A 13,060-nucleotide genomic window follows, 5' to 3' on the forward strand; every position below is an offset into this window, starting at 1 on the left:
CTCATGCGGCCGCTCCCGTATCGCGGTGGACCAGACTGACGAAGATGTCCTCCAGCGAGCTCTGGCTGGTGTGCAGGTCCTTGAAGGCGATGCCGAGGTCCGAGAGCCTGCGCAGAAGGGACGGCACGCCGGTCTTCTCCAGATTGGAATCGAAGACGTATTCCAGCTCGTTTCCATCAGCCTTCAGGGTCAGCGACCATTCGGCCAGCTCCGGCGGGATGGCGGTCAGGGGCTCCTGCAGGTTCAGGGTCAGGGTCTTCTTGCCCAGCTTCTTCATCAGGGCCGAGGTCTCCTCGACCAGGATCAGCTCGCCCTTCAGGATCACCCCGACCCGGTCGGCCATCTCCTCCGCCTCCTCGATATAGTGGGTGGTCAGGATGATGGTGACGCCGGTGTCGCGCAGGCGGCGGACGAGGTTCCACATGTCGCGGCGCAGTTCGACGTCGACGCCAGCGGTCGGCTCGTCGAGGAACAGGATGTCGGGCTCGTGGCTCAGGGCCTTGGCGATCATCACCCGGCGCTTCATGCCGCCGGACAGGGTCATGATCTTGTCGTTGCGCTTCTCCCACAGGGACAGTTCGCGCAGGGTCTTTTCGATATGGGCGGGGTTCGGCGCCTTGCCGAACAGGCCGCGGCTGAAGGTCACCGTGGCCAGCACGGTCTCGAAGGCGTCGGTGGTCAGCTCCTGCGGCACCAGGCCGATCTTCGAGCGCGCCGCCCGATAGTCCTTCTGGATGTCGTGACCGTCGGCGATGACCGTCCCCGTCGTCGGGGTAACGATGCCGCAGACGATGGAGATCAGAGTCGTCTTGCCCGCGCCATTGGGTCCCAGCAGGGCGAAGATCTCGCCCTTGCCGATGGTCAGGTCCGTGGTCTTCAGGGCCTGCAGCCCAGATTTGTAGGTCTTGGTCAGACCCTGGATGGAAATAACCGGCTGCATACGCGCCCTCCCGAGACGCAGGCAGATATGCGTCCGCCTGTCGCACCTCAAGGGCGGGCGAACGCCGGGAGCCATATACGGGTCCGCGGGTTACCGTCGCCGTGCCCGATCTCGTCGCCCTTGTCCGCAATCGTCTGGCCGACCTGGGCGAACGCGGTCGTCGGCGATCCTCCCTGCTCAGTCGGGTCCCGCCGCTGCATGATCTGCTCGAGTGGGCGGCGCGCATCGGCTACGGCGCGCGGGGCTTTGTGTACCTGTCCGCCGGCATGCTGATCCTGTTGGCCGCGGTCGATCTGGTCGGCGACGCCGTGGGGATCAAGGGTTCGCTGGACTGGCTGGCGATGCGCCCCCTCGGCCGGGTCTGGATGTTCCTTGTCGGGCTGGGACTGGCCGCCTTCGTCGTCTGGCGCGTCCTGCAGTCCGTCTTTGACGCCGACCACGAGGGAACCTCCCGCCACGGCCTGAGCACGCGTATGAGCCAGGCCTTCAGCGGATTCAGCTACGCGGCCCTGTCGTTCGCCGCCTTCAGCCTTCTGATCCGCGCGCCGGAAGGCGATCCGGCTGCCGAGGGTGTGATCCGCAGCCGGGAGCAGGCCGAGACGGTGCTGGCCCTGCCGTTTGGCAAATGGCTTCTGGTCGGCGCCGGGCTGGTGATCTTCGGGATTGGCGCGGGCAATGTCGTCAAGGCGTGGCGCGAGGATTTCACGGAATACCTCGCCTGTTCGCCCGAAACCTGCCGCCGGGTGACGCCCCTCGCGAGAATCGGCCACGTCGCCCGGGGTCTGGCTTATTTGCCATTGGCCACGCTGGTGGTGCTTGCCGGGCTGAACTCGAGCGCTTCGGACGTCACCAGCCTCGGCGCGGCGTTGGAAGCCGTGGAGCGCCAGCCGGCAGGATCGTGGATCCTCATCGCGGGCGCGCTGGGCTTTATCGCGTTCGGCGCCTTTTCGTTCATCGAGGCGCGGTTTCGCCGCATCCGGCCGCCGCGCGATCTGAATCCCCTGACCTGACGCGTCCGTCCGGAACCGTTGCCGTACCTGTATGTTCAACCCGAGCCGGAGACCGTCCCCATGCAGATGCGAAGCCTCGCCGCCGCCGCCCTCATCATGACTGGCGCATTGTCGTTGTCGGCCTGCGTCACCGCGCCCGGGCCCGATGAGGTCCGCGCACCGGCTCCGACCCGGGCGGTTGATCTTGAGCGGTTCTACAGCGGCCGTTGGCTGGAGATCGCCCGCCTGCCGATGCGGCTTACGGATGGCTGCGTGGCCGGCGCGACCAACTATGTCGTGGTCAATCCGACGCGGGTCGATGTGCGCGACACCTGTCAGGTCGATACCCCGCAAGGTCGGGAAAAGGCCATCGGCGGCCGCGGCGAGGTCCTTGATCCGGGCATGAACGCCAAACTTCGGGTCCGGTATCTCGGCGGTCTGGTGACCTGGGATTATTGGGTGCTGGATCACGCCGAGGACTACAGCTGGTTCATCTCCGCCGATCCGACCTTCGACAAGCTGTGGATCTACACGCGGGAGGTTCCGGACGCCGCCGAACGCGCGGCGCTCGTCGCCCGCGCAGCCGCGCTGGGTTATGACGTCAGCCGCCTGGAATTCCCCGAGTTCTGACCCGCCCCCGCAAAGGTCGTCCCATGATCCGTCCAACCCTGCTCGCAGCCTCCGTCCTGGTGCTCACGCTCGCGGCTTGCGGAGGCAATGAGGCGGCGCTGGACCCGGCCCTCGGCTTCGGTCCGAACCCGACCCTTCCCGAGCCGGCGCCGCAACGGATCCCGACCGTGAACATCGCCGAGGCCGTCGGCTGGCCGGCCGGCGTGGCGCCCACGCCCGCCCGGGGCTTCCGGGTGCAGGCTTTCGCATCGGGACTGGATCATCCCCGCTGGATCTATCGCCTGCCCAACGGCGACATTCTGGTCGCCGAGTCGAATGCCCCTCCCAAGCCGGAAGGCCAGTCGGGCGGCATCCGTGGCTGGATCCAGGGGCTGGTCATGAAAAAGGCCGGCGCCAAGGCGCCGAGCGCCAACCGCATCACCCTGCTGCGTGACGCCGATGGCGATGGCGTCGCCGAGACCCGGACGGCCTTCCTCGAGAACCTGACCTCGCCCTTCGGTATGGCGCTGGTCGGAGACACCCTCTACGTCGCCAACGCCGACGCCGTGGTCGCCTTTCCCTATGAGACCGGCCAGACGCGGATCACCGCCGCCGCGCGCAGGCTCGCCGCCCTGCCTGCGGGCCGCAACCACCACTGGACCAAGAGTCTGGTCGCCAGCGCGGACGGGACGCGGCTGTATGTCGGGGTCGGATCCAATTCCAACATCGCCGAGCACGGCATGGTCGAGGAGGAGGGCCGCGCCGCCATCCATGAGATCGACATCGCCACCGGCGTCGGCCGCGTCTTCGCCTCGGGTTTGCGCAATCCGGTCGGTCTGGCCTGGCAGCCGGACAGCGGCAAGCTGTGGACGGCGGTCAATGAGCGCGATGAACTCGGCAACGATCTGGTGCCTGACTACATGACCTCGGTGACGCCGGGCGGCTTCTACGGCTGGCCGTGGAGCTACTATGGCCAGATCGTGGATACGCGGGTCGAACCGGCCAATCCCGGGATGGTCGCGCGTGCGTTGAAACCCGACTACGCCCTGGGCGCCCACACGGCGTCCCTCGGCCTGACCTTCGGAGAGGGCGGCCTGTTTCCGGCCCGCTATCGCGGCGGGGCCTTTGTGGGGCAGCACGGATCGTGGAACCGGACGCCGCGCAACGGCTATCGCGTGATCTTCGTACCGTTCTCGGGCGGCGTCCCCTCAGGGCCGCCGGAAGACATTCTGACCGGCTTCCTGAACGAACAGGATCAGGCGATGGGCCGGCCGGTCGGGGTCCAGTTTGATGGCGCAGGCGCCCTGCTGGTCGCAGATGACGTCGGCAACGTCATCTGGCGGGTCTCGCCGGCCACCTGACCCCGGACAGACAAAGGCCCCGGCGGATCGCTCCGCCGGGGCCTTGTTTCCGGATTGATGCCCAATCAGCCGACCGGTTCGACGATAATCACCGGGGGCGTCCGGGCCGGAGCCGGCGTCGCCGGGGCCGGGGTGGCGGACGCCGTGTTGAGCGTCGAGGTCGACGGCGCGGCCGTAGCGGGCGTGTAGGCCTGCGGGCCGGTCGGCGCGGTCGGAGCGGGCGTCACGGCGCGGGCGGCTGCAGCCGGAGCCGGATCGGGCGTGCGGACAGTTTCACGGCGTGCGGGAGCCGGCGTCGGAGCGGCGCGGCGCAGGGGAGCAGCTTCGCGAGCCACAGGCGTGGCAGCAACCGGTTCGGGTGTCGACATGGTGGTCAGAGGCGCCGTGGCCGTCGCGGCCGGCGCGATGGGCAGGACCGGAGCCGTTGCGGCCGGCTCGACCAGGGGGGCGGCCGCCTCTTCAGAGCCGTTCATGAGCATCATGGCGACAATGCCGCCCAGCGTCAGCACCGCCACGGGGGTCAGGATCATCCACGTCCTGATCTTGCCCCGACCGCCGCGCGCCTTGGCGCGACGGGCATAGACGGGGACGAAAGGCTCGTCATGGATCATCTCGGCGCGCGGCGCCTCGATACGGTCGCCATACGGCTTGGTCGGTTCGACAGGATAGGTCACGGTCATAGCTGTTCCTCCAAAAACTCAGGAGAGAAACAAGCCTGTTAGATCACAGTTCCGCGATTCTTGAATAGCCGCGAAGAAACACCGTTGCCGCCATATTTGAGGCGGCAACGGTGCAAATTTAAGCTCAATCAATACTGAAAGACGAGCGTCAGAAGTTGGTGAGCTCCGAGATCGACAGGACGGCGGGCTGGGGATCGCCGCTGGAGTAGGTGCCGACCCAGATTTCATAACGGCCGGACACGGATCCCAGGGTGATCAGCGGGTTGTTGTCCTCGCCCGTGTCGTCGTCGCAGTACCATTCGCCGTTCGGGCCGTTCACCACCAGGGTGGTGTCGGCCTTGGACAGCACCGAGATCTTGATGTTCAGCGAGCCGTTGCCGTTCCACTGGAAGCGGAAGTCGGGCGCGTTGGTGATGAAGCCGGCGCAGCCGCTGCCGGCGTTGGAGGCGCTGATGTCGCCACCGGCGCGCAGGCTGACAAGGTGCGGATCGGGCTGGAAGCCCGGCGCCAGGGTGATGCTGCCGTAGTTGGGTTCGGCGTTGTAGTTCTGGGCGGCGGCCGGCCCGGCCAGCGCGAGGGCGCAGGCGGCGATCAGAAGGTGTTTCATCAGTGTTGTCCCCCGTGGATCGTTCCGGCCCCACGCCGCCAATCCGCGTTCGGTGATTAAGCCTTGCTGTTTCGCGTTCCACAAGCGGCTGTCAGACATCGGCAGGTTCACCCAGCGTCACCGCCGCATCGGCGCCACGCCCCCGCCGAAACCGGCAGTCTTTTGCCCTGAAACGCGCCTGTGATTCCCCTGCCGGTTGACCAGGGCGGATGGCTTGTCCATCACCAAGGCAGGGGCGGCTTTCCGCGGAGTGATGACGACGATGGGTCTGGTGGCGAACATCAAGCGCAATATGCGTTTCGCCAAGGGGCTGCGCCGTCTGCTCAAGCGCATCAAGCCGGTCGATCTGGATAGCGCCGATCTGGTCTGCGACGACTGGGAAGAGGCGGTTGACCGGTTCGGGGACCGGGTGGCGATCCAGGACGATCGTCGGACGGTGACCTATCGCGAGCTCGACGCCATGGCCAACCGGTTCGGCCATTGGGCCCAGAGCCGCCGGCTCAAGCGCGGGGACACCATCGCCCTGGTGATGCTCAACCGGGCCGAATACATCGCCGCATGGATGGGATTCGCCAAGGTCGGCGTCGCCACCGCCCTGATCAACACCAACCTGACCGGCCACGCCCTGGCCCATTGCCTGTCCATCTCCAACGCCTCCCAGGTGGTGACGGACGAGGATTGCTGGAAGCGGGTGGAGGACGCGCGGGCATTGTCCGGGCGAAACCTGATGCTCTGGGTTCTGGGACTGCGCGATGAGGACGAGGCGGACGAGCGACGTGGCCTCGACAAGCCGGTGCGCAGCGGTTCGTCCGTGCGCCCCGCCCGATCGGCGCGCTCGGGGCTGACCAACCGCGATACGGCGATGTTCATCTACACCTCGGGCACGACCGGGTTGCCCAAGGCAGCCAAGGTCACGCACGCCCGCGCGCGGACCTATATGCGCGCGTTCGCCGGGGCTACGGGTGCGACCGAAAAGGACATCACCTTCAATGTCCTGCCCCTCTATCACTCGACCGGAGGGTTGGTGGGCGTCGGACCGGCCCTGCTGAACGGGGGCCAGCTGGTTCTGCGCAAGCGGTTCTCATCGACGAATTTCTGGCCAGATGTGAAGGCCTCGGGCGCAACCCTCTTCGTCTACATCGGCGAGCTGTGCCGCTATCTGGTCAACTGCCCCGAAAATCCGGAAGAACGGTCTCACAAGCTGCGCCTCGCCTTCGGAAACGGCCTGAGGCCCGATGTCTGGACCGAGTTTCAGAAGCGGTTCGCTGTACCGAACATCTTCGAATTCTATGGCTCGACCGAGGGCAATGTCTCGGTGTTCAATTTCGACGGCAAGCCGGGCGCGATCGGCCGCGTGCCGGGGTTTCTGAAAAACCAGATCAATTTCCGCCTCGTCCGGTTCGACATGGAGACGGAAGAGCCGATGCGCGGCCCGGACGGCCTGTGCCAACTGGTAAAGGCGAACGAGGTTGGCGAGGCGATCGGCCGGATCGGTGACGACCCCCGCCACGCCTTCTCGGGCTATGCCGACAAGGCGGCCTCCGAGAAGAAGATCCTGCGCGACGTCTTCGTGCGCGGCGACCGCTGGTTCCGCACGGGCGATCTGATGAAGCAGGACAGCGAAGGCTATGTCTATTTCATCGACCGGATCGGCGACACCTTCCGCTGGAAGGGCGAAAACGTCTCGACCGCCGAGGTCGAGCAGCGGCTGGCCGATGCGCCGGGCGTCAAGGAGGTCATCGCCTATGGGGTGCCGGTCCCGGGCCATGACGGCAAGGCCGGCATGGTTGCGCTGGTGATCGATGGCCGGTTCGCCGCCAAACCCTTCGCCGACTGGGCCGATCAGGAGCTGCCGACCTATGCCCGGCCGGTCTTTGTCCGGCTGATCAAGTCAGCCGACACCACCGGAACCTTCAAATACAAGAAGGTCGATCTCGTCGCCGACGGCTTTGACCCGGCCAAGGTCGATGGCCCGCTCTATGTCCGGGGCGGCAAGAACGGCTACACCAGGCTGAGCGAAGCCGCCCGCGCCGCCATCCTTGCCGGCGAAACCAGGCTTTGAAGGACGGCGGTTCGCAACCGCCCCTTAATCATTAACGGCGAAGGTCGGCGTCCCACACGCTCAGGACGTCCCGGCTTTTCATGTTCCAGATCATCGGCATCGTCCTCCTGTTCGGCATGGTGTTCGGCGGCTACACCATCGCCGGCGGCAAGATGGGCGTCATCCTCCACTCGCTGCCCTATGAGATGATGATGATCGGCGGCGCGGCGGTGGCGGCGCTGGTGATGTCCAACTCGGTCTCGACCCTCAAGGGTGTGGCCGGCGGCTTCGGCAAGGTGTTCGCCGGGCCCAAATGGAAGAAGCAGGACTACAAGGACCTGCTGTCGCTGCTGTTCCAGCTGACCAAGACGATGAAATCGAAGGGCGTCATCGCCCTCGAGAGCCACATCGAGAAGCCGGCCGAGAGCACCATCTTCCAGAAATACCCCAAGGTGCTGAAGGACCATTTCGCCACTGACTTCATCTGCGACACCCTGCGCATGATGACCATGAACCTCGAGGATCCTCACCAGATTGAGGACGTCATGGAAAAGCAGCTGGAGAAGCATCACCACGAGGCGCTCGGGCCGGCGCATGCGCTGCAGAACATGGCCGACGCCCTGCCTGCGCTGGGCATCGTCGCCGCCGTTCTGGGCGTGATCAAGACCATGGCGGCGATCACGGAGCCGCCGGAGGTGCTGGGCGGCATGATCGGCGGCGCCCTGGTCGGCACCTTCCTGGGCGTCTTCCTGGCCTATGGCCTGGTGGGTCCGTTGGCGGCGCGCCTGACGCAAATCATCGACGAGGAGAGCGCCTACTACAAGATCATCCGGTCTGTGCTGGTGGCGCACCTGCATGGCAACGCCGCCCAGATCTCGGTGGAAATCGGCCGCGGCGACATTCCTTCCTCGGCCCAGCCGTCTTTCCTCGAGATGGAAGAGTCGCTCTCGGCCGCGCCGACCGACGCCTGATCTCACGGGCGTTCGCCCGGTTTCGAGGCCCGGCGGCTGGCCGATCCGGGCGCCGGCGACCGCTCATTTCCGTCCGCAGGTCACGCCGGTTCACGAATGCGTGAGAATAAGGCTTGGCTTTCGCTCACGTTCCCGTTATCTCGGGAACTGCGAGGAGTTCATGACCTCGTATGACCCTTCTGAAGGAATAAACATTATGCGCATCACCGCTCTGGTCGCCGCTTCGGTCGCCGCTCTGGCCTTGGCCGCCTGCACCCCCGCCGCTGACAAGGCTGAAGAAGCTCCGGCCACCGACGCCGCTGCTGAAGCCCCGGCAGCCGACGCCGCCATGGCCCCGGCTGCCGACGCCGCTGCTCCGGCTGCCGACGCCGCTGCCGCCCCGGCCGCCGACGCCGCTGCCGCTCCGGCTGCCGACGCCGCTGCCCCGGCCGCCGCTCACTAATACGAGCGACATCATTCGGGCCTTCGGGTCTGATGAAGGAAGGGCCGTCCCGGAAGGGGCGGCCCTTTTTCGTTGTCCCGACCGCTGCGCCGCGCCGAACGTGGGCGCTATTTAACTTGCCGGGCCTCGCCGGCGGTCGGTATCCAGTTCCACAGGACGCCCTCGTCCGCCGAATCCAAGGAGCCATCCGATGCGCATCACAGCCCTGATCGTGGCCGCCACCGCCGCGCTTGCCCTCACCGCCTGCCAGAACGCCGAAGACAAGACCGACGCCTCGACCGAAGCGGTCGAAGCCGCCGGCGTCGCTGACCCCGCCGCCGCCAATGTCACCATTGATCAGGCCGCCGCCGACGCCCAGGCCGCCGCTGACGCCGCCGCTGCGGCTGAACTCGCGCCGGCAGCGGCGGACGCCGCCGCCCCGGCTCCTGCCGCCGCGGCCCCGGCCGCTCCGGCCGCCGCTCACTAGACGTCGCAGTCCGGCGGCTGGCCGCTGGACAGGACCATGGACAGAGGGCCGCCCGCGTGGGCGGCCCTTTTTCTTTGCGCCGCGGCCGGAGCCGTATAGGCCGTGGCCCATGGCTGAAGACCGCGCGCCCCGCCTGATCTGGACCGAAGACGGCTCGCCGCGCTCGGGGCGGTTCGGCGATGTCTATTTCTCGCAGCAGGACGGTCTGGCGGAATCCCGCGCGGTCTTCCTGGCGGGATGCGGCTTGCCGAACGCGTGGGAGGGACGCGGGCGCTTCTGCGTGGCCGAACTGGGGTTCGGCACGGGTCTGAACATCGCGGCCCTGCTGGATCTGTGGCGTCGTGAAGGACCTGCCGACGGTCGTTTGAGCCTGTTCTCGGTGGAGGGCTTTCCGCTGAGCCACGATGAGGCGGCGCGCGCACTCGCGGCCTGGCCGGAACTCGCGGATGCGGCACAGGCCCTGCTGGATGTCTGGCCGGAGCCGACGCCGGGATTTCACCGACTCGATCTGCCCGGCTTCAACGCGACGCTCGACCTCGCCGTCGGCGACGTCGGCTGGGCCCTGTCGCAGTGGACGGGACGGGCCGACGCCTGGTTCCTGGACGGGTTCGCCCCCTCGACCAATCCGGACATGTGGTCGGAGACGGTTCTGGACGGCATCAAGGCCCGGTCGGCGCCCGGCGCGCGCGTCGCGACCTTCACCGTGGCCGGGCAGGTCCGCCGGGGGCTGGCGGAGCGGGGGTTCACCGTCGAGAAGCGGCCGGGCCATGGCCGCAAGCGCGAACGGCTGGAAGCGCGTTTGCCCGAGACCTCCACCGCCCCATGCCTTGCGCCGTCCGTCGCCGTGATCGGGGCCGGGATCGCAGGGGCGGCGCTGGCGCGGGCCTTTGCGGCGCTCGCCGCGCGGGTGACCGTCATCGAGTCGGAACGACCCGGCGCGGGGGGATCGGGCTTTCCGGCCTCCCTTGTCACGCCGCGCCTCGACGCCGGCGATGGGGATATCGCCGCCCTCCACGCCCAGGCCCTGACGCGTGCGGCGAACCTCTATGCCGCCATCCCCGGCGCGGTGATCGCGGAGGGCGTGCTTCAGCTCGAACAGGCCCCACGCGACGCCGTCCGTTTCGCCAGGGTGGCGGTCCAGCCGATCTGGGCAGAGGGCGCGATGGAGGTTCGTGACCCCGTCGCCTGTGCCGATCGGCTGGGAGAGCCGGTCGGGAGCGGCGGCTTGTGGATGCGCGACGCCATGGCGATCCATCCGGCAGCGGTCCTTGAGGCCTGGCTCACCGAGGCTGACCGGATCACCGCGACGGTCGGGCGGCTCGCGGCTGTGGATGGCGGGTGGCGGCTGCTGGATGACGGCGGGGCCTCGATCCACGAGGCGGACATCGTCGTGGTCGCGGGCGGGTGGGGGACCGCAGGACTGGTCCCGACCCTCCCGCTGGCGCCGGTCCGGGGGCAGGCGCACTGGGTCGAGGGTGTAGAGGCCGGTCCTGTCGCCTGGGGTGGCTATGCCGCGCCGACGGGCTCCGGCCTGCTGTTCGGCGCGACCCATGATCGGGGCGAGACCGACGGCGGGCCGTCGGAGGGGGCCGGCGCCCGCAATCTGGCGACGGTGGCGGCCCGTCTACCGCAACTGGCGGCCCGGATCGCGGCAGCGGGGCCGGGGCAGGCGCGGACGGCTGTACGGGCGACCACGCCGGATCGGCTGCCGCTGGCGGGCGCCGTGCCGGGCGCCGAAGGCCTGTTCGTGCTCGGAGGGCTTGGCTCGCGTGGCTTCTGCGTCGCGCCGCTGCTGGCGGAGCATGTCGCGGCCCTTGCGACCGGAGCGCCGTCGCCGCTGCCGACCGGTCTGGCTGCCCGGGTCGATCCGTTACGAAACGCTACCGCCGGACCCCTTGTGCAACCGGTCGGCAGGGCGGACGGTTGAGGTTCGGTACCTCGAGGAGACTCCCCCCATGCGCACCCTCGCCTTCGCCGCTCTCGGCGCCGCTACGTTCCTGACCTCCTGTGCTCCTGTCGACAGCGGCGGCATGGCCGGTGATGCGCCGCCCCGCGCGCGCCAGTGTTTCGGCGTGCGTCAGGTGGACAATTTCGAACAGGGCCGCCCGGATCAGGTCTTCCTGCGGGTGGGCCGCAATGACGTTTTTGAGCTGAACGCGGCCGGCGGCTGTCCTGACATGGACTTCGCCAACCGGATGGCCCTGATCCCGGATGGCGGCATGGTCGGTTCCCGGCTGTGCACTGACGACTGGGCCCGGATCGTCGTGCCGGGTTCCACGTCCCAGACCTCGGTCTGCCGGGTGCGGGTCAGCCGCAAGCTGACGGCTGACGAGATCGCGGCCCTGCCGGCCCACCACAGACCCTAGGTCCTCTGGCCTCAGGTCTTCTGGGCGTAGCCGAGGCGCTGGTTCAGCTTGTCGATCAGGTCGATGGCCGTGTCGGCGATGACCGAGCCGGGCGGGTAGACGGCGGCGGCGCCCATGTCGATCAGGGTCTGGACGTCCGAGGGCGGGATCACCCCGCCGACCACGATCATGATGTCGGGCCGGCCCAGCTTCTCCAGCTCGGCCTTGAGTTCGGGCACCAGCGTCAGGTGGCCGGCCGCCAGCGAAGAGGCGCCGACGGCGTGGACATTGGCGGCCACGGCGTCGCGGGCGGCCTCGGCCGGGGTCTGGAACAGGGATCCCGCGGTCGCCTCGAGGCCGAGGTCGCCATAGGCGGTGGCGATGACCTTCTGGCCGCGGTCGTGGCCGTCCTGCCCGAGCTTGGCGATCAGGATGCGCGGCGGGCCGCCGTCATTGTCGACAAAGGCGGCGACCATGTCGCGGGCGCGGCTGATCTTCGGGTCGTTGCCGGCCTCGCGCGCATAGACGCCGCGGGCGGTCTTCACCGTCGCCACATGGCGGCCGAAGGCGGCCTCCAGCGCATCGGAGATTTCGCCGACGGTGGCATAGGCCCGGGCGGCCTGAACCGAGAGCTCGAGCAGATTGGCGTTCCCCTTGGCACCCTCGGTCAGGGCGTCGAGGGCGGCCTGAGTCTTCGCCTCGTCGCGTTCGGCCCGCAGCCGTTTCAGCTTGTCGATCTGGGCCGCGAGCACGGCGGCGTTGTCGACCTTCAGCATGGGGATGTCGTCGACCGAGTCGGATAGATAGCGGTTCACGCCGACGACGGTCTGCTGGCCCGTATCGATCCGGGCCTGGGTGCGGGCCGAGGCCTCCTCGATCCGCATCTTGGGCACGCCGGCCTCGATGGCTTTCGCCATCCCGCCCAGGGCCTCGACCTCGGCCATCAGAACGCGGGCCTTGTTCGCCAGTTCGTGGGTCAGGCGTTCGACATAGAAGCTGCCGCCCCAGGGGTCGATGACCTTGGTCAGGCCCGTCTCCATCTGCAGCAGCAGCTGGGTATTGCGCGCGATACGGGCGGAGAAGTCGGTAGGCAAGGCCAGCGCTTCGTCCAGGGCGTTGGTGTGCAGGCTCTGGGTCTGGCCCCCCGCCGCGGCCATGGCCTCGACCATGGTGCGCGGCACATTGTTGAACACATCCTGCGCGGCAAGCGACCAGCCGGAGGTCTGGCAGTGGGCCCGCAGCGACAGGGAGCGAGGGTCCTTCGCGCCGAATTTCGACACGGCCTCGGCCCACAGCAGGCGGCCGGCGCGCAGCTTGGCCACCTCCATGAAATAGTTCATGCCGATGGCCCAGAAGAAGCTGAGCCGGGGCGCGAACCGGTCGACGTCCATGCCCGCCGCGACGCCCGCCTTCAGATATTCGACGCCGTCGGCGAGGGTATAGGCCAGCTCCAGATCGGCCGAGGCCCCGGCCTCCTGCATGTGGTAGCCGCTGATCGAGATCGAGTTGAATTTCGGCGTGTGCTCGGCGGTCCAGGCGAAGATGTCCGACACGATCCGCATCGAGGGTTCGGGCGGATAGATGTAGGTGTTGCGGACCATGAACTCCT

The 13,060-nt window shown here is 68.0% G+C and carries 13 protein-coding genes; 9 read left to right on the forward strand and 4 right to left on the reverse strand.

Annotated features, from left to right (window positions below):
- Position 1: 1 nt before the first annotated feature.
- On the reverse strand, positions 2–940 hold the full coding sequence (locus B3E43_RS01865) for an ABC transporter ATP-binding protein (protein ID WP_292026192.1): 939 nt from the start codon (positions 938–940) through the stop codon (positions 2–4).
- A 101-nt stretch (positions 941–1,041) separates the two neighbouring features.
- On the opposite strand from B3E43_RS01865, the gene B3E43_RS01870 reads away from it, so the two are divergent.
- Genes B3E43_RS01870 through B3E43_RS01880 form a run of 3 tightly spaced genes read left to right on the forward strand, consistent with a single transcriptional unit; the run spans position 1,042 to position 3,899 of the window.
- Complete coding sequence (locus B3E43_RS01870) at positions 1,042–1,950, forward strand: DUF1206 domain-containing protein (RefSeq protein WP_292026193.1); 909 nt, start codon at positions 1,042–1,044, stop codon at positions 1,948–1,950.
- Between the two features lie 60 nt (positions 1,951–2,010).
- Positions 2,011–2,559: a lipocalin family protein gene (locus B3E43_RS01875; RefSeq protein ID WP_292026194.1), complete on the forward strand. Its 549-nt coding sequence runs from the start codon at positions 2,011–2,013 to the stop codon at positions 2,557–2,559.
- A gap of 23 nt (positions 2,560–2,582) precedes the next feature.
- On the forward strand, positions 2,583–3,899 hold the full coding sequence (locus tag B3E43_RS01880) for a PQQ-dependent sugar dehydrogenase (protein ID WP_292026195.1): 1,317 nt from the start codon (positions 2,583–2,585) through the stop codon (positions 3,897–3,899).
- Positions 3,900–3,964: 65 nt separating this feature from the next.
- On the opposite strand, the gene B3E43_RS01885 is transcribed toward B3E43_RS01880, so the two are convergent.
- Both B3E43_RS01885 and B3E43_RS01890 read right to left on the reverse strand, forming a co-directional pair.
- Positions 3,965–4,579 (reverse strand): hypothetical protein, encoded by a 615-nt coding sequence (locus B3E43_RS01885; protein ID WP_292026196.1) that lies wholly within the window; start codon positions 4,577–4,579, stop codon positions 3,965–3,967.
- 148 nt (positions 4,580–4,727) lie between these two features.
- Positions 4,728–5,186 (reverse strand): peptidase S1, encoded by a 459-nt coding sequence (locus B3E43_RS01890; RefSeq protein ID WP_292026197.1) that lies wholly within the window; start codon positions 5,184–5,186, stop codon positions 4,728–4,730.
- Positions 5,187–5,448: 262 nt separating this feature from the next.
- Here B3E43_RS01890 and B3E43_RS01895 point away from each other — a divergent pair, with 262 nt between their 5' ends.
- From B3E43_RS01895 to B3E43_RS01920, 6 genes are all read left to right on the forward strand, one after another.
- Positions 5,449–7,248, forward strand: a complete 1,800-nt coding sequence (locus B3E43_RS01895) for a long-chain-acyl-CoA synthetase (protein ID WP_292026239.1) — start codon at positions 5,449–5,451, stop codon at positions 7,246–7,248.
- Positions 7,249–7,328: 80 nt separating this feature from the next.
- Positions 7,329–8,198 carry a flagellar motor stator protein MotA gene (gene motA / locus B3E43_RS01900; RefSeq protein ID WP_292026198.1) on the forward strand — a complete coding sequence of 290 codons (870 nt, stop codon included), beginning with the start codon at positions 7,329–7,331 and terminating at the stop codon, positions 8,196–8,198.
- Positions 8,199–8,394: 196 nt separating this feature from the next.
- A complete protein-coding gene (locus B3E43_RS01905; protein WP_292026199.1) occupies positions 8,395–8,640 on the forward strand; it encodes a hypothetical protein in 246 nt (81 codons plus the stop codon).
- Positions 8,641–8,830: 190 nt separating this feature from the next.
- A complete protein-coding gene (locus B3E43_RS01910; protein WP_292026200.1) occupies positions 8,831–9,106 on the forward strand; it encodes a hypothetical protein in 276 nt (91 codons plus the stop codon).
- A gap of 109 nt (positions 9,107–9,215) precedes the next feature.
- Positions 9,216–11,033, forward strand: a complete 1,818-nt coding sequence (gene mnmD, locus B3E43_RS01915; RefSeq protein WP_292026201.1) for a tRNA (5-methylaminomethyl-2-thiouridine)(34)-methyltransferase MnmD — start codon at positions 9,216–9,218, stop codon at positions 11,031–11,033.
- Between the two features lie 28 nt (positions 11,034–11,061).
- On the forward strand, positions 11,062–11,472 hold the full coding sequence (locus B3E43_RS01920; RefSeq protein ID WP_292026202.1) for a DUF6491 family protein: 411 nt from the start codon (positions 11,062–11,064) through the stop codon (positions 11,470–11,472).
- 11 nt (positions 11,473–11,483) lie between these two features.
- On the opposite strand, the gene B3E43_RS01925 is transcribed toward B3E43_RS01920, so the two are convergent.
- Positions 11,484–13,060 (reverse strand): methylmalonyl-CoA mutase family protein (locus B3E43_RS01925; protein WP_292026203.1); only part of this gene is annotated, 1,577 nt, incomplete at its 5' end.

Source organism: Brevundimonas sp. UBA2416 (assembly GCF_002343105.1).
In the GTDB taxonomy this organism is placed as follows: Bacteria; Pseudomonadota; Alphaproteobacteria; order Caulobacterales; family Caulobacteraceae; genus Brevundimonas.

Coding starts and splice junctions, on each gene's coding strand:
- B3E43_RS01865 (WP_292026192.1), bottom strand. CDS start 940: ATGCAGCCGGTTATTTCCATCCAGGGTCTGACCAAGACCTACAAATCT.
- B3E43_RS01875 (WP_292026194.1), top strand. CDS start 2,011: ATGCAGATGCGAAGCCTCGCCGCCGCCGCCCTCATCATGACTGGCGCA.
- B3E43_RS01880 (WP_292026195.1), top strand. CDS start 2,583: ATGATCCGTCCAACCCTGCTCGCAGCCTCCGTCCTGGTGCTCACGCTC.
- B3E43_RS01885 (WP_292026196.1), bottom strand. CDS start 4,579: ATGACCGTGACCTATCCTGTCGAACCGACCAAGCCGTATGGCGACCGT.
- B3E43_RS01890 (WP_292026197.1), bottom strand. CDS start 5,186: ATGAAACACCTTCTGATCGCCGCCTGCGCCCTCGCGCTGGCCGGGCCG.
- B3E43_RS01895 (WP_292026239.1), top strand. CDS start 5,449: ATGGGTCTGGTGGCGAACATCAAGCGCAATATGCGTTTCGCCAAGGGG.
- motA (WP_292026198.1), top strand. CDS start 7,329: ATGTTCCAGATCATCGGCATCGTCCTCCTGTTCGGCATGGTGTTCGGC.
- B3E43_RS01905 (WP_292026199.1), top strand. CDS start 8,395: ATGCGCATCACCGCTCTGGTCGCCGCTTCGGTCGCCGCTCTGGCCTTG.
- B3E43_RS01910 (WP_292026200.1), top strand. CDS start 8,831: ATGCGCATCACAGCCCTGATCGTGGCCGCCACCGCCGCGCTTGCCCTC.
- mnmD (WP_292026201.1), top strand. CDS start 9,216: ATGGCTGAAGACCGCGCGCCCCGCCTGATCTGGACCGAAGACGGCTCG.
- B3E43_RS01920 (WP_292026202.1), top strand. CDS start 11,062: ATGCGCACCCTCGCCTTCGCCGCTCTCGGCGCCGCTACGTTCCTGACC.